Below are 20443 nucleotides of genomic sequence, written 5' to 3' on the forward strand. Positions count from 1 at the left end.
TGTGTACCATGGGGCACATGGAGCAGATCAAGGTCATCGTCGCCGGATACGACCATTACAAGGGTGTTGACGTCAACCCCTCAAGCCAGGTTTCCCGGGCCCTGGCCGAGCATGGCATGGAGGGCATGCGCCCTGCCGGTCCCACTGAGGAGGATCCTTTGGAGGGCGTGGATCTGGCTATTTCATCCGTCACCATGCCTGTCAGCTTCGCCAAGGCCTGGCCTATGCTGCATGAGGCCATAGAGCGGGTGCACCCCGATATCATCATCGCCACGGGGCTTAAGCGTCGGGCTCGTGGCATCGCCATGGAGCGCTGCGCCGTCAACCTCAAGGAGGACGACGCTGACGACCATGAAAACTCAGGGGAGCAGGAGCCTCGCAATCCCGTCCGCAAGACCAGTAGCCAGCCCATAGATCCCCAAGGTCCGGCTGCCTACTGGACCCGGCTGCCGCTGAGAGCCATCCTGCACGACTTTGGCACCTGCGGCATTCCGGCCACACTCAGCTCGGACGCGGGCACCTATGTCTGCAACGCGCTTTTCTACAACCTGTTGGCATGGGCTGCAGGACACAAGGATGTCCTGGCCGGGTTCGTCAGCCTTCCCCTGGTCAACGAAAGCGGCGGACAGGAGTGCGGCCTGCCCCTGGATCAGCAGATACAGGCTGTACGCGAGGTGGTCAATGAGACCATTCGCTACTATCGGAGGCCCTCCTCCAGCCCCATTCTCATTGCCTGAGCCCCCGTATGTAAGGTCAATGTGTCGGCAGCTTGTCAGACGGCAAATTTCGGCCTGTCATGGGGTAGAGTCGAGGTAAATCCACCGGACCGAAGACATCTTTGTCACGGGCCGGCATGTCCTGGTGGCGAAGAGGAGTGTTTCCATGGCCGAAGATCAGTTTCCCGTTGTCCTTCGAGGCTATGACAAGGAGCGGGTCGACCAGGCCCTGGCGGCCTCGCGGAGCAATCTGGCCCGGTTGCGTCAGCAGATCAAGGCCGATGACGATCGCATTCTGAAGCTGGAGGCGGAACTCCAGGAGGCCAAGTCACGCAAGGTCGAACAGCCGCGCAACTCATTCGCCTCCCTGGGAGCCAACGCCCAGCAGCTGCTGGCCTCGGCCGAGCAGACCAGCACCGAGCTGCTCAACCGCGCCAAGCAGGATGCGGCATCCACTAAGACTTCCGCCCAGGAGAAGGCGACGACCCTGGTCAACGAGGCCCAGCTTGAAGCCAAGCACATCGTGGACGAGGCCAACGCCAAGGCCAAGTCCATCGTCGAGGCCGCCAACGACGAAGCCAGGACCGTCACCACCACCGCCAAGCAGCAGAGCGAGCAGAGCAAGTCCGCAGCTGACAAGGTTGTGGCCGAACGTCGCCAGGCCCTGGACCTGGAGCTTCAGAACTCCCGCGAGGAGCACGAGAAGCGGCTGGCCACCAGCAAGGCCACCCAGGACAAGGAGCTGTCCGAGCAGAAGGCCAAGGCCGCCAAGGAGATCGCCGACAAGCGGCGCAAGAGCGACGAGGAGATCGCCAAGCTCAAGAAGGATGCCAACGATCAGATTCAGAAGGCCCTGGCTGAGGCCAACAAGAAGCTGGCCGACGTGCGCGAGCAGGTCTCCAAGAGCCTGAATGACGCCCGCAGGCAGGCTTCGGAGATCACCGACAAGGCCAAGTCCGAGGCCCAGCAGATTGTGGACGAGTCCAAGGTCACCAGCGCCGAGACCATGGCCAAGGTCAATGCTGAGGCCGAACAGGTCCGCTCCGATATCGCAGCCCAGCAGGAGGATGCCACCAAGAAGGTGAGCGAGCTGCTCAAGAGCCTGGAGGAACGGCGGGTCAAGACCGAAAAGGAGACCCAGGAACTGATTGATCAGGCCAAGGCCACCCGCAAGGATGCTGACTCGTTCGCCTCCTTCAAGCGTGAGGAGTCCGAGCGCAAGGCCAGCCAGCTGCTGGAGGAGGCCAAGCAGCGCGCCAAGGACGAAGTCGAGGCCCATCGCAAGGCCGCCCAGGCTGAGCTTGACGGGCTCAAGGACCACATCACCAAGCTGCAGCACCGGGAAGCCACCATCACCTCCCGGGTCGACGAGTTGCGGAACATCTTCTCCAAGTCCTTCGGCAACTTCGATGGTTTCCACGATGAGGCTGTGGTCAATGACCAGGACGAGGGGCAGGCTCCCAGCGTGCCCGTGGTCAACGCCGTGCCTGCCGCAGACCCGCTGCCGGCTCCAGCGCAGAAGGCCGAAGACGAGGATGAAGGTGCCGGCCAGTCCGTCACCGATACCCAGGAGGAAGCCGCTCAGACTTCGATCGATCCGGTCGCAGCGAGCCAGCCGGCCGATGATCTGGTAGCTGATGACGCGGCAGCTGATTCCGCCAACGATTCAGGGGACGATGCCAGCGCGGCCGTGGCTGTCCGGTCCTCGGCCAATATGCCGACTCAGGTCCTGCCCGGTGCTTCCGTCCAGTCCGATGATGCGCCAGCCCAGGCCGAGGATGGACAGGCGGAGAAGGTGGTCGCTGACCAGGAGACTACGGTCATTCCACCCATCAACGATGACATGACCCCGACTGATCGGGACTGATCAGGGAAGGTCAGTATTCATCAGGGCTGGATTGCAGGCATGGTCTGCAATCCGGCCTCTATTCTGCCTGGAGGTTGCCTGGCCGCATGCCGAAACCGGCGTGGGCGTCAATCTCGATTCCAACCCTTGCTCTGGCCTAGAGTCGATGGTGAAGAGGTGCATGCCGAGGGTCACAGGGTTGGGAGAGCATCATGCAGCTACCGAATCATTCATCATCAGATTCGTCCGCGACGGATTCGATCAAGGCGGATGCGGGCAGACATGGAGAACCGGGCGCATCTCCAGGACCTGCACGCTCATGGAGCGCCCAGGTTCGTCGTGGAGTGGACCTGCAATCCCTCTACGCCCTGGTGTATTTGGTGGTGGCCAACCTGATTGCGGGAGTTCTGAATCTGCCCTCGGTGGCCACAACCCTGGGCATTGCACGCCAGCCGGGGCTGGCCGATCTGCTGGGCGATCTGGTCATGCTGGTCTTCCTTTTCGGCACCCGCGGCCAGGATCTTCTCGGCCGCGGATCCAACCCTGTACAGTACAAGGCTCGGACCAATCCCGGCCCGGCCGTGCTGATTGGGGCCATCCTGCTGATCATGCTGGCCAGCAGCATCGAGACGGGCTTCACCTGGGTGGTCAATCAGGGATCCCAGGCCCTGGGACTGGTCTACCGTTCCACCACATCCCAGATTGCGGCGGGCCAGCACGGGTTCCTGTCGCCCCTGGACACGGCTATCCTGGTCCCCGTCGTCGAGGAGTTCCTGTTGCGCGGCGTGGTCATGGGCAGGCTCAGACCCTATGGACGGACCTTCGCCATCGTCACCTCCTCCTTTATCTTCGCCTGTCTGCACGGAGACATCACCCAGAGCCTGTTCACCTTCCTGCTGGGTCTGGTCTTGGGTTTCATCGCCATGAAATACTCCATCATCTGGTCCATGGCTCTGCATATTTTCAACAACTTGGTCCTGGCTGACGCCATGATGTGGCTGACCCAGAAGGTGCCGGCCCGCACCGGCATGATGATCAACCAGGGTATGGTTCTTCTGGGCCTGGTTGGGGGGCTGGTCGTCCTCTGGCTGATTCGTGGACAGCTGGCGGACCGTCTGCGCGCCTATCGTTCACGCCCCGGAACCTACAAGGGCTGGATCTCCCTGGGGCTGGCTGTCCTGGTAGTCCTGGCAGTGGTCAATGCAGCCCAGCGCTTCTCCCTGGCTTGACAGTGCAGTTGCCCACATCCTCCCCCGGACGAACCCTCGATGACCGATTCCCGCTATGCTGGATGCAGGGATGCAGATACATCCGCATGAAAGGAAACAAGGACAGACCGTATGACATCAGCACTGACACCATTGGATCAGACCCGCTTGGAGGGCCTGCGCAACGCCTTCGATGAGCGTGAGGCCAACCACGTCGCCATGAACGCCGTCACTCAGGTAGGCATTGACGAGGTGGCCCACAACTATAATCGCTCCCGCCTGCTCCAGCACCGATTTTCGGTCAGCATCGACAATGGCACGGTCACCTCGCAGGCGCACTCCGGTCGTTGCTGGCTTTTCAGCTCGCTGAATGTAGCCCGGTTCGTGGCCCGCAAGGCTCTGAACATTGATGGCGAAAGCACCGCCAACCCCATGGGCGACTTCGAGCTGTCCCAGAACTACGCCATGTACTATGACAAGCTTGAGCGCGTCAACTACTTCCTGCGCGACGTGGCGGCTCTGTTGCGTGCCGGCGAGCCTGTCGACTCCCAGCTCATGCGCTTCCTGATGGGCGATGTCATGGGCGATGGCGGCCAGTGGATCATGGCCATGAACATCTATAAGAAGTATGGCGCAGTGCCCAAGCAGTTCTATCCCGAGACAGCCTCCTCCCAGAACACAAGCCAGATGAACGATCAGCTGCGTCGCCTGCTCCATCAGGCCACGGCTCACATGGTGGCCAACCCGGAGGGGATCGACGAGATCATCGATCGGACCCTGGAGGCCGGTCACCGTATCCTGACCATTCATCTGGGCACTCCGCCCACCAGCTTTGACTGGGAGTGGACCGACAAGGACGGCGTCTTCCACCGGGATGGGCGGATCACCCCGCAGGAGTTCTGGAAGCGCTACGTGAATGCCGGGCTTGAGGACTATGTCTGCCTGGTCGACGATCCGCGCCCCGAGCACCCCAAGGGCCGCAAGATCGGCATTGAGCACCTGGGCAACGTGGCTGGCGGCGATCCCACCGAGTATCTGAACGTCCCGGTGGAGGTCATGAAGGACTGTGCTCGTCGTCTGATGAGCGAGCAGGGTCTGCCGGTCTGGTTCGGCGCCGACTGCCACCCCATGATGGACCGCAAGGCCGGTCAGTGGGCCACCGACCTGTTCGAGTATGGCCGGGTTTACGGTGTGGACTTTGACATGGACAAGGAGCAGCGGGTGCGCTTCGGCGATTCCGCCCAGAACCATGCCATGGCATTCGTGGGTGTGGATGTGGCCGATGACGGCCGGACCACCAACCGCTGGCGGGTGGAGAACTCCTGGGGCGGGGACATTGCCAACAAGGGCTACTTCACCATGAGCGACGACTGGTTCAGCCAGTATGTCTATGAGGTGGCCGTGCCTAAGTCCATGCTGTCCGAGGAGTATCGCCAGGCCTTCGATCAGGAGGCCGTCATGCTGCCCGCTTGGGACCCCATGGGCGCCTTGGCCTGAGCTTACCTAACTGTTCGTTCCCGTGGTCTATGAGGGTCTCGGGACGGACTGTTCACATTGGCCCGGGTGTGGGCGGTCATAAGCAATTCGGGCATGATCGTCGTAGCGCGACAGAGAGGAGAGCGACCGTGGCATTCGTCAAGGAACCGGATATCATCCCGGAAGAGGAGCGGCAGTATTTTGCCGATACGGCCGTCTTTCCCGAAACAGTGGACGTCAACATTCGTCAGCTGGATCCCATCCCGGCACCCAGGGTCTTTCTGCGCTCGCGGCCGCTGGATTCGAAGCGTATGGAGCTGGTTCGGGACTCCCGCCAGGCCATTCGCGATGTATTGCATGGGCGGGACGACAGGCTGCTGGTCATCGCCGGCCCCTGCTCCATCCATGATCCGGAGGCTGCTCTGGAGTACGCCCGTCGTCTGTCGGCCGTCAATGAGCGGTTGAAGGATCGGCTGCTGATTGTCATGCGGGTCTACTTCGAAAAGCCCAGGACCACGGTCGGCTGGAAGGGCCTGATCAACGACCCTGACCTGGATGGAACATTCAACATTCGCAAGGGGATTCGCCTGGCCCGTCAGATCCTCTGGCAGGTCTTGGGTCAGGGGATTCCGGCTGCCACAGAATGGCTGGATCCCATCACCCCGCAGTATCTTTCTGATGAAGTCAGCTGGGGGGCCATAGGCGCTCGGAACACGGAGAGCCAGGTCCATAGAGAGCTGGCCAGCGGCATGTCCATGCCCATGGGCTTCAAGAACTCGACCGAGGGCAGCGTAGAGGCTGCAGTTGATTCCTGCTTGGCAGCGGCATCCGAGCATCACTTCCTGTCCATCAACCTGGATGGCCATGTCATCGCTGCCGAGACCAAGGGCAACCCTGATTGCCATATTATTCTGCGCGGTTCCAGTCATGGTCCCAATTACGATCCGGAATCCGTCCGGTCCGCCCTGAAGTTCATGCATCAGGCGCCGCTGGGTCCTGGTGCCTGCCGAGGTCTGATTGTGGACGCAGCCCATGGCAACTGCGGCAAGGACCCCGTACGTGAGGCCCAGGTGGTCGAGGAGTTGGCAGACCGTCTCGCCAAGGGCGAGCAGGGCCTGTCGGGCATCATGATGGAGAGTTTCCTTAAGGGCGGTCACCAGAAGCCGGCCCCACTGGATCAGCTGGTCTTCGGCCGGTCCGTCACTGATGCCTGCATTGCCTGGGACAGGACCGAGGAGCTGCTGCAGATCCTGGCCGAAGCCGTACAAGCCCGTCGGGAAAGGATGAAGGCATGAGTGGGATGGATGAGCCACAGGAGCGCCTGCCCCGACCCAGCAAGGCCTACGAGGTTGAACTGGTGCACAAGGCGCTGGCTGCCGGTGTCAACCCCCTGCAGTCGGGGAACCTGCCCAGGTGGGAGGACGAGGTAGGCGTAGGACGGATCGTCAACAGGCGGGTCTTTGAGCTTGACCGCCTGCCTTCCCCTGCGCAGATGCTGACCCGATACCCCTTGGATGGACCGGCCAAGGATCTGGTCATCCGCTCCCGGCAGGAAGTCGTGGACTGCCTGCATGGGCGGGACGACAGGCTGCTGGTCATTGTGGGCCCCTGTTCCATCCATGACCCGGAGGCTGCTCTGGACTATGCCCGTCGTCTGTCGGCCGTCAATGAGCGGTTGAAGGATCGGCTGCTGATTGTCATGCGGGTCTACTTCGAAAAGCCCAGGACCACGGTCGGCTGGAAGGGCCTGATCAACGACCCCGACCTGGACGGCAGCCACAACATCCAGAAAGGTCTGGTTCTGGCACGGCGCATTCTGCTGGGTGTGCTGGAGGCCGGGCTTCCAGCGGCCACGGAATTCCTTGAGCCCACATCGCCCCAGTACATTTCTGATGCGGTCAGCTGGGGGGCCATTGGCGCTCGGAACACGGAGAGCCAGGTCCATCGGCAGCTGGCCAGCGGCATGTCCATGCCCATCGGCTTCAAGAACGCCACGGACGGCAGCGTGGATGTGGCCATTGACTCCTGCTACGCGGCCTCTCAACGTCACACCTTCTTCGGCATAGACCACGAGGGCCAGGCCGCAGCTGTCGCTACCATGGGCAATCCCGACTGCCATCTGGTGCTTCGTGGCTCCAAGTCCGGCCCCAACTACGATCAGGACTCGGTGCGGGCGGCCCTTGCCGTGCTTCGCCAGCGCATGCACAAGGACAGCGCGGCTGCCCACGGGCTGCTCATCGATGCCTCCCACGGGAATTCCGGCAAGGACGAGCGGCGTCAGATCCAGGTCGTCCATGAGTTGGCCCAGCGGATAGGCGAGGGCGAGGAGGGCTTTACCGGGCTGATGATGGAGAGTTTCATACGTGGCGGCAATCAGAAGCCGGCCCCGCTGGACCAACTGGTTTATGGATGTTCGATTACTGACCGCTGTATCTCCTGGCCCGATACTCAGGATCTGCTGGAGGAGCTGGCACAGGCAGTGGACCGTCGTCGCAGCACGGCTCGTTGACATATGGCCTGCAGTAGGCTGGTCGGGCCGCAGTCGCGGGTGAAATCATAGATAAGGAGTCAGGCATGTGCGAAACAGACGGTTCCCAGGAGGGCGAAGATCGACAGCCGGTTGTCGTCATAGGAGCCATGGACGAGGAGGTGGCCCTGATCGGCCAAGGTCTGAAGCAGGCGGATCAGGATCCCCGCGCCAGTGATGCCGGGCTGAAAGTCATATGCGGCACTCTTGATGGGTCGCAGGGCCCGGTTCGGCTGGCCGCCACCGTGGGCGGCATGGGCACTGTCAACATCGCCGCCACCACACAGTATCTGATCGATGCCTTCCATCCCAAGGCCGTCATCTTCTCCGGCATTGCCGGCAACCTGAACAAGGATCTGCATATCAACGACGTGGTCCTTGGAGGCACCCTGCGTTATTTGGACACCGACATGCGATTGGTGGCCCAGTCGGCCCCCGGCACCGAGGAGTTCCATTCGGACCCTCACCTGCTGGATCTGGCAAGCCGGACCTTGGACTCCATGGGAATCAAGCACATCGTCGGCACCATTGCCACAGGCAACTACTTTGTGGACAGCCCGGAGAAGATCGCCCAGGTCAAGGAGCAGACCAGGGCCGATGCGGTCGAGATGGAAGGGGCAGCCGTCTGCCACGTGGCGGCCCGCAACAAGGTTCCGGCCCTGGTCATCCGTGCTCTGAGCGACAACGCCGATACAGACTATGAGGTCTTCCGCGAGTTCGACATCTCCGAATATGCCGACACGGCCGCCAGGCTGGTGCTGGGCATCGTGCGCGAGCTCTGACCGCTGACCGGGAAGGATTTCCCGCTTGAGTGCATTTTGCCGGTTGGAAGCCTTCGCTTGCGTATTCATTGGCTAATTATTCATCAACTGAATGGTTGTTGCAGCCACTCTGGCCTTGACCGGTTTCTGGACCAGCTGGTTGTCAGTTGCTCCATGCAGGCCCTAGATAGAGGCAGTCTACTTCTCAGCCATATCGGCAACAGAACCTCTGTCAATGAGTGCGGGCTCTATGCAGACGTGCTCGATGCGCTGGTCCGGGTCTTGTATCCGCCGCACCTGGAGGCGCAGGGCGGCGGACGCCAGGTCCTGGGCCGAGGATCGCATGACGGTCAGGCGCTTGGTGTAACCGTCGATGGTGATCATGGATAGATCGTTGGGAATGCGGCACCCCCGTCTTTCCAGGGCCTGGACCAGAGCGATGGACAGATAGTCTGGATGGACCAGGACAGCAGTGGTGTGCGTCTCCAGAATCGTCTGGACGACCTGCTCGACATCCTCGGCCGCATACGGCTGCTTGTCCTTGAGCAGGAAGGTCTGTTCAAGCCCGTCCCCTTCTCGCATCATCAGCTGCCAGCCCAGCTCGATATCGCCCGCGGTGGGGGTGCTTCCCAGAGCCAGTCCCACCCGATGGTGGCCGTGCTGACGGAAGTGTTGCAGTCCCCGGCGGACTCCGGCTGGATGGTCGGTATGAACCGAGTCGAAGAATCCGGGCAGCCACTGTGGCGGATGACGTTCCAGAATGGTTACTGGCAGTTGACACTCGGTCAGCCATTGCCAGGTTTCCGATGCGACATCCGGTTCAATGCTTGGGGCCACGATCAGTCCAAGCATCTGTGGATCAGTGGCCAGATCTTCAAGGATATCTACCTCAGGAAAGGTCTCATAGGAGGTTTCCTCGGCCACAATATCCAGGCCGAATTGTTCGGCCGCCATGCGTCTGATGGCTTCGGTCACTGAGGGCCAGATGAAGCTGGGCTCGGGCAGAGCTACCCCGATTCGGTTTCTACGAACGACAGCTGCCCTATCCTGGCTGGAGGCTTTATCCATGGCGGGGCTTGACACTCCAGAACTAGTTCTGGAGTGGGTGTCTCCGCCGCTGCTGGCTCGATCCAGGTTGCCCTTTCTTCCGGCCTTCTTTTCCGAGGAAGCATTCGTTCTCACCGATGCCCTTGGTATCTTAGCCAAGGTTGGATCAGAGCTGTTGGGGGAAGAGACTGAGGACGATTCAACAGATTGGCCTTGGGAATCCAAGGATTTGACTGCCAGGGCGCCCCCACGCACCCGTCTGACGAGACCAGCTCTGGCCAAATTATTCAAATCTCTTCGTACTGTTATTTCAGTGGTGCCCATCATCCGGGCCAGGTAAGGCACTCTGACTACGCTCTCTCTGAGAAGCGCGTTGAGGATCAGCTCTCGTCTCTGAGCCGGGAGCCATCCTGCCGTTGGGGGCTTTGGGAAGGACCCATCAGCGGGGTCTTGTCTTTTGCTTCTTGTCCCTGATGCTCTTTGACTCATGCTCCGGCCTCGATGCTTTATTACAACTATGCTGATGAGGGCAGTAACGACGGCCAACATCCCTAGCTTTCAAAGTGTATACCAGAGTTACAGCTTAAAAGCGATGGAAACAGACTGCAACAAACTCTTCAGGTCATTTTCCGACCAATTAGTCTGGATTTGTTCGTTCGGAATCATCATGGGCAGGTAAGCCAACAGGGGTTCGCCTAGGGACTGTGATGAATCTGGAGCGAGAGAGGGGTCGGCTATATCCGGCCTCTTCCCTGGCATTGTCGCCGAAGGAAAGGGATGATCATGAACGTGAAAACTGTAACCAAGGCTCTGGCGGTGACTACTGCGGGCATCTTGCTGCTGGCTGGCTGCGGCGGTGGCTCAAGCAAGCAGGCCTCCTCAGGCAGTGACGGCTTTGACAGCAAAGCCAAAACAACCATCACCTTGGCAGGGTGGTCTTTGGACATGACCCCCGAGTTCAAGACTCTGGCTGACGGCTTCCATAAAACCCACCCCAATGTGACTGTCAGCGTCAAGCAGTATTCCGCTGATGACTATGACAAGCAGCTGACGGCGGACATCTCCTCTGGCGCCCAGCCCGATGTCTTTCCCGTCAAGAACATGATCAAGTACATCACCTATGCGGACTCGCAGGGGCTGGCGGATATCTCCGACATCGCCAAGGGTTTCCAGGGCAACAAGCACATTGATCTGAACGGCTATGAACACGACGGCAAGTATTTCGCTTTGCCCTATCGCAGCGATACCTGGGTGCTTTTCTACAACAAGGACATGTTCAAGAAGGCCGGTGTTGAAGAGCCGAACGCCAAGTGGACATGGGATGACTACACCAAGGCCGCCAAGGAACTCAAAGAGAAGCTGCCGGCAGCGGGTTACGATGCCAACAGCGTCTACCCCATGTACATGCACAACTGGCAGTCCGTGGTGCAGTCCTTCGCGCTGGCGCAGTCCGGCAAGCCGGCCGACAGCACCTTCCTCAAGGCCGACTTCTCATACATGGAGCCCTTCTATAAGAGGGCCTTGGAGTGGCAGAAAGACAAGTATACAATCGACTGGAATACCTCATTCACCAACAAGGTTCAGTACCAGGCGCAGTTCGGCACCCAGAAGACCGCAATGATGCCCATGGGCACTTGGTTTGCTGCGGCCCTTCTGAACCAGCAGCAAACAGGCGAGGCCCAGAAGTTCAGCTGGGGCATGGCTCCGGCTCCACAGAATCCCGACAAGAAGCTGCCTAAGACCCCGATCACCTTCGGCAGCCCCACCAGCCTGGCAATCTCCTCCAAGTCCTCCGGCCAGAAGCTGGCCGCAGCCAAGGAGTTCGTCAAGTGGGCCGTCGGCCAAGGCGGCGCCATCGAGCTGGCCAAGCTCTCCACCACTCCCGCCTACATCGACGACAAGGTGACCGAGACTTTCTTCTCCCCGGAAGGCATGGCCTCCGACCAGGCCTCCAAGGATGCCTGGAGCAAGCACGACATGAAGATGGAAGCTCCTGTGGCCAAAGCTACGGATACCATTAATTCCATTCTTAAGGACGCTCACTCTTCGATCATGACCGGCGCCAAGTCTCCATCCGATGCGCTCAAGGAAGCGACCCAGAACGTCAAAGACCAGGGTGTGCTGGACGAGTAGCAGTTCCCGGCTATGACGGAAGGTTTCAGGACGCATATATGTCCTGAAACCTCCCGCTGAGCTAGTCGGGACAAGGGCGACAGGGGACTTCCCAAACCCATGACACGCGATGGAAGTAAGGAGAGGCACAGATGTCAGAAGAAATCGGCGTGATCGACGACCTACAGCCGGCCGCTGATCGCAAAACGGGGTCTCATGGGCCCGGCGGCGGGCGGCGAGCTCCGAGGACTAAGCAGGGCAAGTTCAATGCCAAGGCGATTTCGCGAAGGAACCTGCGCAATGGTTTGATATTCATATCGCCGAATTTCATAGGTTTTATCTGCCTGACTCTTCTGCCCACGCTGACGCTCTTTTATATAGCTTTTACCAAGTGGTCGGCCTTTGGCAACCCCGTCTTGAACGGCGTGAAGAACTGGGTCAGGCTATCCCATGACAGGATCTTCATGACCTCGGTGTGGAACACCATATACTACTCGATAGTCCACATCCCCCTCACCCTGGTCCTGGCCTTCGCCCTGGCTGTCCTGCTCAATTCCAAGCTGCGCGGACGCGCTTTCTTCAGGACGGTGGCCTTCTTCCCTTACATCACATCCATAGTGGCTGCAGCCCAGGTTTGGGGCATGCTCTTCGACCCCAAGTCCGGCCCTATAAACTCTTTCCTGCGGCTTTTTATCAGTAATCCCCCCGGGTGGCTGGGCTCGACGGCCTGGGCCATGCCTGCGGTCATCGTCGTGGGTACCTGGCGTGAGGTCGGCTACTATATGATCCTGCTCCTGGCAGGTCTGCAGACCATCCCCTCCGAGCTCTATGAGGCCGCTGAGCTCGATGGCACAAACGGATGGCAGCGCTTCTGGCATGTGACCGTTCCCATGATGCGCCCCACGCTTTTCTTCGTCATGGTCACCCTGACCATCGGATCCTTCAAGGTTCTTGATCTGACACTGGTCATGACCGATGGCGGACCCGGCACCAGCACCTTGGTTCTGGCGCAGTACATCTACCGTGTGGCTTTCGAGCGTGGTGACTTCGGCTATGCTTCGACCGTCTCCCTGGTTCTTTTGGCCATATGCATGGTAGTCACGCTCTTCCAGTTCTGGTACAACAACCTGAAGGAGGACTGAGATCATGTCCACCAATACAGTCTCTGCAGACATCCCCTGGAACAAGAAGCAGGTCTCCCCGGCCAAGATCGTCGGTACTGTCATCGGGTATCTGGCCATGATTGCCGTCTCCGCGTTCGTGCTCCTGCCCTTCTTCTGGATGTTTCTCTCTTCTCTGAAACCCAACAACGAGGTCTACGCCATCCCTATCAAGTGGCTCCCATCGGTCTGGCATTGGGAGAACTACATTGCCATCTGGACCAAGTCGGATATGACGACATGGCTGCTCAACACCATTTTCTTCGCTGTGATTGTGACCCTCCTGCAGGTCTTCACCGGGTCCTTCGCCGCCTATGGCTTCTCGAAGATCCCCTTCAGGGGGCGTACCACCCTCTTCCTGATCTACATCGCCACCATGGCCGTTCCCTGGCAGGCCTACATGATTCCGCAGTTCAAGCTGGTCTCCGCCGTCGGCCTCTCCGATACCAGGTGGTCCATCATCCTCCTGCAGGCTTTTGGGGCCTTCGGTGTTTTCATGATGAAACAGTTCTACGACACCATACCTGAGGATCTGTCCGAGGCGGGCCGATTGGATGGCCTGAGCGAGTTCGGCATCTACTGGCGCATCATGCTACCCCTGTCTGGGCCATCTTTGGCGGCCTTGGCCATCATCACCTTCACTAATACGTGGAACGACTACATGGGTCCGCTGATCTATCTGCGTTCCCAGAAGCTCTACACGATTCAGCTGGGCCTCAAGCTATTTATTTCCCAGTACAATGCTGATTTTGCCATGATCATGACCGGCTCTGTTCTTTCGGTCCTGCCCATTCTGATTGTCTTCCTCATCGGTCAGAAGCAGTTCATCGCTGGCATTGCGACATCCGGCATGAAGGGCTGAATCGTGGCTGGAAGCGAGGACGACCAGGGGCATCCCGCCAAGGGCTACGCCATGCGGGCCCTCTTGGGGATTGCCAACTCCATTGCTGTGGTGCTGGGGGCTGGATGTTGCTCCCTGTTAGGGATGCTGCCTTTGGTTGCTGTACTTATCTTTCTGCGGGATCCGCAGTACTTCCCAACCTATCTGCTGGCAGCTGTGCTGTCTGCACCTGGTCTGGCGGCCCTCTTCGCTATCTATCGGGATCATCCAGGCCTGTCCTCGGCTTCTGCCCGTGCCAGGCGGCAAGCTGTGGATTCCATGACAGAGCGTGGGCAGTCTCTGCCGGATTGGATAGCGAAATCCTATGTGGATTCGGGGACGGTCTATGGATTCTTCTGCGCATACTGGCGGGCCTACAAGGTTCTGGCCCTGAGGTCATGGGCGACTTGGCTGCCCCTGGGGATTGTCGCCTTCGCGCTGATTTATGACCTGCAGATTGCATCGCAGCTCTCATGGGGCTGGATCATGTTCTTTCCCATCCTGGTATGTCTGCTGCTTCTGGCGCAGACCGCCTTGGCTTCTCTGGTGCTACTGGTGGAATACCCTCGGGCGCGCATCCGCAAGGTGCTGGTCAATGGCCTCCTCCTGTCGGTGCGCCGTTGGTACATGCTGGTTCTGTCACTGGCGGTCCTGGCTGGGTATGCCTGGGGGCTGATGCGCTCGCCCATCCTGGTGGCCCTTCTGGCCACTGGTCTGATTTGGTATCTGGTCTGGGCAGCTGTGCGGTGGCAGGCCGATCCCTTCTTCCGGCAGATGGCCCGTGAAAGCAGGGACCCAGGTGTCCAGGCCATGTATGGACTGCCTGATACTGGAGCCAAAGGCTCCTCCTTCACCGCCCTGCGGGACTACCGGCAGTAGCGGTTCATAAAGAGGAGCCGTATTTAAGAGCAGACTCAAGGAGGATTTGCTGGAATGGGCTGTGGACCTTTGCAGGTGTTGATCGAGGACCGGGATCGTCCTGTGGATATCGAACCAGGAACCAGACCCGCGGTCAGGTGGAGGCTGGACCCTTTGCCATCTTGGGCGGGTAGGGTCCGTTTGGCCAGGGTGCGAGTTTGGGAACAGCCTAAGGGGCGGATACTTGCAGACACCGGCATCCAACCTGCGGACGAACTCAATGGCAGCCGTCTGCCTGGACCTGACATGGATCCTTCACAACGGTATTGGCTGACCGTTGTTCTGCTGGATGCACAGGGCCGTCGGCTGATAGGGTCTGAACCCATCACCTTTGGTACGGGGCCTGGTCTGGTCTGGCACGTTCAAGCCATTTGGTCCGCAGAGGAGGGAAAAAACTCCTCAGGATCCCAGGGCAATGCCCAGGGATGGGCGCTGATGCGTGGTGTGGTCCGGTTGCCCCCGGGTCCGATTCTCTGGGCTAGTCTGTACGCAACTGCTGACAGCACTGTACCTGCGCGGCAGTTTGTTTACCGACTATGGCTCAATGGGCGCTTTTTGGGCTGCGGACCGGTATTCCCCTTGGACGGAGAGGATCGTTACAGGGGCTACGAGGTCACCGGCCTCTTGCGTCCAGGGGCGGATAATGTTCTGGGTGTGGTGGCCTATGCCATGGAAGGCCGACGATTCCAGGCTCAGATGGATGTTGGCCGGCCTGATGGCAGTGTGGAGCACTACGGCACGGATGCCGAATGGAGAGCCATCAATGGTGCTGAGATCTTTCCTGACAGCGCATCCATCGGTACAACCTACTATCAGGCTCCAGCTGAGGACATCGACCTGTCCCGATATCCTTGGGGGTTTCCCAGCCTGGGCTTTGACGACTCTGCCTGGCCCAAGGTTCGGATTCGGCCTTCATTCTCCAAGTGTCTGGCGGCTCCGGCAGACGGCACCAGACTGAGCCGGGTGGATATTCATCGGGTTTTGGAGGCTGCTCCTGGCCATCTTCTGCTGGACTTCGGCTCCGTGCGGTTGGGCGGCATCGGGCTGCGGGTGAATCTGTCGCAACATTTGGACTTGACCGTCCGCTACGGGGAGGTCCTGGACGGCCAAGGATGCGTTCGCTACCGTTTGGCCACCTCCAACGTCTATCAGGATCGCTGGCAGCTGCAGGCTGGCAGCAACCGGGCCCAGACTTGGGGGATCCGGGTCTTTCGATATCTGGAGCTGACATGGTCTGCGGAATCTGGCCCTGAAGAGCTGCTGGCGAGCCTGTCTGGCGGGGGCCTGTGGGCGGAGTGCCTTGAGGCTCCCATATATGACGACCACGCCAGGTTTCATTGCGACAAGCCTCTGCTGGAGCGGATCTGGCAGCTGGGGCGGAACACTATCAGAGGGCTCAACGCTGACATCTACGTCGATTCCTGGACCAGGGAGCGAGCCCCCTATGAGGCTGATGCCTGGATCCAGCAGCGGGCTCATATGGTGCTGGATGATGCGCCTGCCCTGGGCCGTTATAGTGTGGACTATCTGATCGCCAACAGGACCTGGCCCACTGAGTGGCCTCTCTACAGCATTCTGGCTGTGCACGATGCCTGGATGCACACCGGAGATCTGACTCAGGCGGCGGCCCAGTACGACCGGCTGATGGGACTGCTGCCGGACAGATATCTGGACCAGGACAGCGGGTTGATCGTCAAGGACCCCGGCACTTCCAGCCAGATGGATGGCGACCTGGTCGACTGGCCGCCTGTTGAACGCGATGGGTATGTCTTCGGTCGTGTCAACACGGTTATCAACGCACTGGCCAGTGCCGCCTATAAAGCCATGGCTCGTCTGTCACGGGCGTTGGGCCGTCGTAGCAGAGCTGCCCGTCTGGCAGGGGTGTCCCGAAAAATGCAAGAGGCCTTGGATGAGCGGCTCTACAATCCAGAGGTCGGCGCCTACCGGGATGGTCTGCTAGACGGTCCTGACGGCCCGGCCATCAATCACTGCGCCATACATGCCTCGGCCTTCGTGCTGGCTTTTGCGCCTCCTTCGGATCCTGCACGTCTGGAAGCAATTGGTACCTATCTGCGTCGTAAGGGGATGGCCTGCAGCGCCTACTCGGCCGCCGTGCTTCTGGATGGACTTTATCGATCAGGTCTAGGGGCTGATGCTCTGGCTCTTCTGTCGGCAGGGGAGGGCATGCGCACCTGGAAGCACATGCTGGACCAGGGCGCTGGAGGCACCATGGAGGCTTGGGACCCATCGATCAAATCCAACACCACTTATTCGCACCCTTGGGGGGCCTCGCCTGTCTGGCTGATTTCCAGCGGGCTGATGGGGCTGCGGCCTTTGAAGCCCGGGTACCGAGAATTCGTTGCCGCGCTTCAGCCTGGAGGTATGGGCAGGGCTGAGCTGACCGTGCCCGTGCCCACTGGGGACATCCATATCTCCTATAAGATCACAGGAAAAGCGGATAGCAGGCCAGGGTTTGTCCTCCTGCCGGATATCGATCTGGACTTGGTGGTGCCACAGGGCTGTCGGGGTCATTTGGTCCTTCCGCCTATGGGTGGTGTCAGACCAGGGGGTCAGATCGAGGCCTTACTGGACGGGTCGCCAACCATGCTGAAGGCCCTGGATGCCGACAGTCGGGTGGCCGGCATTCGTTGCAGAGCGGGATCGTTGCTTGCGGATGCGCTGCCCTGCGGCCATCACCATCTGGTGCTGCCGCGAGCGCAAGCTTGACAGTCTTTTCTGATCTGTGTAGTGTTAGCCGTTGCATACCAAAGACCGTTGGTCGGGACCCTTGGGTCTCCTAAGTTCGGTTGATCGAGCCAGCACAGGTTGAGTTTCAAATCGGTCCTTATGACTTGTTTTCTGCTCTGCCTGTCGGCAGGGCTTTCTATTTGCCTGTCATGCTCAGTCGTCCGGCTCCCTCCAGAGGTCTGTCTAGGAAGGAACGCCATGAAAAGGCCCGAAAAGGAAGAGGCTGTCGCCAGGCTGACGGACAAGTTCCGTGACGCCGATGCCATCATCCTCACCGAGTACCGCGGGCTCAGTGTTCCGCAGGTCGCCGATCTGCGAAACAAGCTAGGCCGCGATACTTCCTACAACGTGGCGAAGAACACGCTAGCCCGGATTGCGGCCAAAGAGGCTGGAATCAAGGGTCTCGATGAGATGCTTGCCGGCCCCTGCGCCATCACCTTCGTCAAAGGTGATTACGTCGATGCCGCCAAGACGTTGCGTGATTTCGCCAAGGACAACCCGGCACTGATTGTCAAGGGCGGCTTCATTGATGGAGCTGTCGCTGACGCGGATGCCATGGAGAAAATCGCGGATCTGGAATCCCGCGATGTTCTGCTCTCCCGGATGGCCGGCGCGCTCAAGGGCACCATGTCCAAGGCCGCCAACCTGTTCGTCGCTGTGCCTACCAAGGCCGTGCGCACGTTCGACGCCCTGCGCGAGAAGCAGGAAAAGGCCGCCTGAGTCCACGGCCATTGGCCCGGATTCATACGGTAAGCATAAAAAGATGTTCGGTGATCGGTCTACCAGAATGCCGGTCGCCACAAATGAAAGGAAGCCATTATGGCCAAGCTCTCCGCTGACGAGCTCATCGACGCGTTCAAGGAAATGACTCTGGTCGAGCTGTCCGACTTCGTCAAGAAGTTCGAGGACGAGTTCGACGTCGAGGCCTCCGCCCCTGTGGCTGTGGCCGCTGCTGCCCCCGGTGCTGCTGCTCCGGCCGAGGAGGAGAAGACCGAGTTCGACGTCGTGCTCTCCGCCATCGGCGACAAGAAGATCCAGGTCATCAAGGCTGTCAAGGCCATCACCAACCTGGGCCTGGCCGACGCCAAGGCTCTGGTCGACGGCGCCCCCAAGACCGTTCTGGAAGGTGCCAAGAAGGAGGATGCCGACAAGGCCAAGGCCCAGCTGGAAGAGGCCGGCGCGACCGTCGAGCTCAAGTAGTCATCGGCTCTTCTGAGCCTTTGTATGCTGAAAAGCCCCAAACCGTTAATTACGGTGCGGGGCTTTTCCTTATGCATCTTGTCGACCGTGCGCGCGGGGTGATTGCGCTATGTGTCGGCACATGCGCTCTGCAGTCGTGGCCCTAGTATGAACTCGCAATCGCAATGATCGAAGTTGATCGAAATGGTTTGTTCATGATTGGATTCGCTGCTAGACTGGACCCTGTCCTATCGACCGTGACGCCGATGCCCAGATATGACAATGAGAGAGCAATCATGACCACCACCTTCACCAACCAGTTCTGGACCGTGACCTCCGGAGATCTGACCGATCGACGCAGGCCTCTGCAAGCCCCTCCAATAGGGGAGAAGCCTAGGGACGCCAAGCCCATCGTCATTGATCCCTGCCAGCGCCATCAGCCCTGGATCGGGGCTGGAGCCGCCATCACCGATGCCGCGGCCTCATTGATCTGGGGCAGCCAATCCGCGCAGCAAAGACATGCCCTTCTGGACGATATGTTCAACCCCGGCAGGGGCGGTTTTTCGGTCATCCGCATCCCGCTGGGCTCCTGCGAGCCGTCTTCCCAGCCCTACTACACCTACGACGACATTCCCTGCGGCGAGCATGACAGGGACCTTGTCAGGTTCTCCCTGGGCGAGGGCGAGCCGGGTGCTCCGGGCGCCACCAAGGACTACAAGTACATCATCCCTGTCGTCCAGGAAATCCTGTCCATCAATCCTGCGCTGAAGATCATCGCTTCGCCCTGGAGCGCCCCGGCCTGGATGAAGAACACCGGCCACCTGTGCATGGGTGGTCACCTGCGTTTCGGGGATTGGACCGGCAACGGCTATGATCCGCTCGAGGACTCCATAGAGGGGGTCTATGCCCGTTACTTCGCCCGCTACATCGATGAGATGGAAGCCATAGGCATCCCTATCTGGGCGGTAACTGTGCAGAACGAACCCTCAAACGCCGCCCCCTGGCCAGCCATGACCTGGACTCTGGCCCAGCAGGCCGACTTTGCGCACCGCTTCCTGCGGCCTGCGCTTGATCGGCGGCACTCCCAGGTGCGCATTTTCATCAACGATGACTCGGGGCACTGCCTGACCGGACCGGTCGACAAGGATGTCACCGCCGAGCAGGCCCGCTCCATCGACGGTCTGACCCTGCATACCTATGACAACGACTATCCGAATCTGGACTATGCCAACCGGGTCTATCCACAGTGGATCTACGGCATGACCGAGCGCCGCTGCATGCTGGACCAGACCCCTGAGGATGCTGCTCACATCATGTCCGGTGTCATCGGCAACTGGCTGGTCCGCCATGGCTCTTCCTTTATCGCCCTGTGGAACATGGCCCTGGACGAGCGGGGACTGCCCAACCAGATCGGCGCCGACGGCAGACGCGGGGTGGTCACCATCGATCATGGCAGCGGCAAGGTCCGTAGGAATCTGGAGTATTTCATGCTCCGCAGCTTCGGCCAGGACGTGGAGCCCGGTTCGGTGGTGATCGACTCCAGCAACTACACCCCGGACGGCTGGAGCGGCTCTCTGGGATCCGTGGCCTTCCTGGCGCCGGACGGATCCATCGCTGCTCATATCTACAACCCCACGGGCAAGCCAGTCAAGGCGGCTGTCACCATCAACGGCTGGGGGGACCGCTGGCAGTGTGTGACCGTGCCCGCCTGGGGGACCGTGACCATGCACGCGACGACGGGCGAGCGGATCAACGATTCTGCCGTGCCCGATGATGAGGACTTCGCCCTGCAGCTGCCTGAGCACACTGTGGATGACAAGGCTCCCGGGCAGGACTGAAGGCCGGATTGGTGATGCCGGGAAGGA

The 20443-nt window shown here is 60.0% G+C and carries 16 protein-coding genes and 1 pseudogene; 15 read left to right on the forward strand and 2 right to left on the reverse strand.

Annotation, left to right across the window (positions count from 1 at the left end; translation table 11 throughout):
- Nucleotides 1–17: 17 nt before the first annotated feature.
- The 7 genes from J3T95_RS05995 (at nucleotide 18) to mtnN (ending at nucleotide 8555) form a co-directional block, all read left to right on the forward strand.
- A complete protein-coding gene (locus tag J3T95_RS05995) occupies nucleotides 18–737 on the forward strand; it encodes a pyroglutamyl-peptidase I (protein WP_267450796.1) in 720 nt (239 codons plus the stop codon).
- Nucleotides 738–882: 145 nt separating this feature from the next.
- On the forward strand, nucleotides 883–2583 hold the full coding sequence (locus tag J3T95_RS06000) for a cell division protein (RefSeq protein WP_267450797.1): 1701 nt from the start codon (nucleotides 883–885) through the stop codon (nucleotides 2581–2583).
- Between the two features lie 191 nt (nucleotides 2584–2774).
- A complete protein-coding gene (locus tag J3T95_RS06005) occupies nucleotides 2775–3791 on the forward strand; it encodes a CPBP family intramembrane glutamic endopeptidase (RefSeq protein WP_267450798.1) in 1017 nt (338 codons plus the stop codon).
- A 111-nt stretch (nucleotides 3792–3902) separates the two neighbouring features.
- Entirely contained in the window at nucleotides 3903–5267 is a 1365-nt protein-coding gene (locus J3T95_RS06010) for a C1 family peptidase (protein WP_267450799.1), read from the forward strand.
- A 128-nt stretch (nucleotides 5268–5395) separates the two neighbouring features.
- The gene (locus J3T95_RS06015) at nucleotides 5396–6541 is read left to right on the forward strand and encodes a 3-deoxy-7-phosphoheptulonate synthase (protein ID WP_267450800.1); all 1146 of its coding nucleotides are present in this window, start codon (nucleotides 5396–5398) and stop codon (nucleotides 6539–6541) included.
- Nucleotides 6542–6615: 74 nt separating this feature from the next.
- On the forward strand, nucleotides 6616–7755 hold the full coding sequence (locus J3T95_RS06020; protein ID WP_416378750.1) for a 3-deoxy-7-phosphoheptulonate synthase: 1140 nt from the start codon (nucleotides 6616–6618) through the stop codon (nucleotides 7753–7755).
- 65 nt (nucleotides 7756–7820) lie between these two features.
- Nucleotides 7821–8555 carry a 5'-methylthioadenosine/S-adenosylhomocysteine nucleosidase gene (gene mtnN, locus J3T95_RS06025; RefSeq protein WP_220236308.1) on the forward strand — a complete coding sequence of 245 codons (735 nt, stop codon included), beginning with the start codon at nucleotides 7821–7823 and terminating at the stop codon, nucleotides 8553–8555.
- A 177-nt stretch (nucleotides 8556–8732) separates the two neighbouring features.
- Here mtnN and J3T95_RS06030 read toward each other — a convergent pair whose 3' ends face one another.
- Nucleotides 8733–9716, reverse strand: a complete 984-nt coding sequence (locus tag J3T95_RS06030) for a substrate-binding domain-containing protein (RefSeq protein ID WP_267450802.1) — start codon at nucleotides 9714–9716, stop codon at nucleotides 8733–8735.
- Nucleotides 9717–9818: 102 nt separating this feature from the next.
- Nucleotides 9819–10130, reverse strand: a pseudogene (locus J3T95_RS09260) (DeoR family transcriptional regulator); the annotation flags it as partial.
- Between the two features lie 234 nt (nucleotides 10131–10364).
- Between J3T95_RS09260 and J3T95_RS06035 the strand changes: the two are divergent.
- The 8 genes from J3T95_RS06035 to J3T95_RS06070 all read left to right on the forward strand — a co-directional run bounded on the left by J3T95_RS06035 (nucleotide 10365) and on the right by J3T95_RS06070 (nucleotide 20416).
- Nucleotides 10365–11714, forward strand: a complete 1350-nt coding sequence (locus J3T95_RS06035) for an ABC transporter substrate-binding protein (RefSeq protein WP_220236306.1) — start codon at nucleotides 10365–10367, stop codon at nucleotides 11712–11714.
- A gap of 131 nt (nucleotides 11715–11845) precedes the next feature.
- Entirely contained in the window at nucleotides 11846–12835 is a 990-nt protein-coding gene (locus J3T95_RS06040) for a carbohydrate ABC transporter permease (RefSeq protein WP_220236305.1), read from the forward strand.
- A 4-nt stretch (nucleotides 12836–12839) separates the two neighbouring features.
- The gene (locus tag J3T95_RS06045) at nucleotides 12840–13715 is read left to right on the forward strand and encodes a carbohydrate ABC transporter permease (RefSeq protein WP_267450803.1); all 876 of its coding nucleotides are present in this window, start codon (nucleotides 12840–12842) and stop codon (nucleotides 13713–13715) included.
- A 3-nt stretch (nucleotides 13716–13718) separates the two neighbouring features.
- On the forward strand, nucleotides 13719–14612 hold the full coding sequence (locus J3T95_RS06050; protein ID WP_267450804.1) for a hypothetical protein: 894 nt from the start codon (nucleotides 13719–13721) through the stop codon (nucleotides 14610–14612).
- Between the two features lie 54 nt (nucleotides 14613–14666).
- A complete protein-coding gene (locus J3T95_RS06055; protein WP_267450805.1) occupies nucleotides 14667–17378 on the forward strand; it encodes an alpha-L-rhamnosidase-related protein in 2712 nt (903 codons plus the stop codon).
- Nucleotides 17379–17597: 219 nt separating this feature from the next.
- Nucleotides 17598–18119 (forward strand): 50S ribosomal protein L10, encoded by a 522-nt coding sequence (rplJ, locus tag J3T95_RS06060; RefSeq protein ID WP_220236301.1) that lies wholly within the window; start codon nucleotides 17598–17600, stop codon nucleotides 18117–18119.
- A gap of 99 nt (nucleotides 18120–18218) precedes the next feature.
- On the forward strand, nucleotides 18219–18599 hold the full coding sequence (gene rplL / locus J3T95_RS06065; RefSeq protein WP_015022403.1) for a 50S ribosomal protein L7/L12: 381 nt from the start codon (nucleotides 18219–18221) through the stop codon (nucleotides 18597–18599).
- A gap of 275 nt (nucleotides 18600–18874) precedes the next feature.
- Nucleotides 18875–20416, forward strand: a complete 1542-nt coding sequence (locus J3T95_RS06070; RefSeq protein ID WP_267450806.1) for a glycoside hydrolase family 30 protein — start codon at nucleotides 18875–18877, stop codon at nucleotides 20414–20416.
- Nucleotides 20417–20443: the final 27 nt, after the last annotated feature.

The organism is Bifidobacterium sp. B4079 (assembly GCF_026537385.1).
Taxonomy (GTDB): domain Bacteria; phylum Actinomycetota; class Actinomycetes; order Actinomycetales; family Bifidobacteriaceae; genus Bombiscardovia; species Bombiscardovia asteroides_I.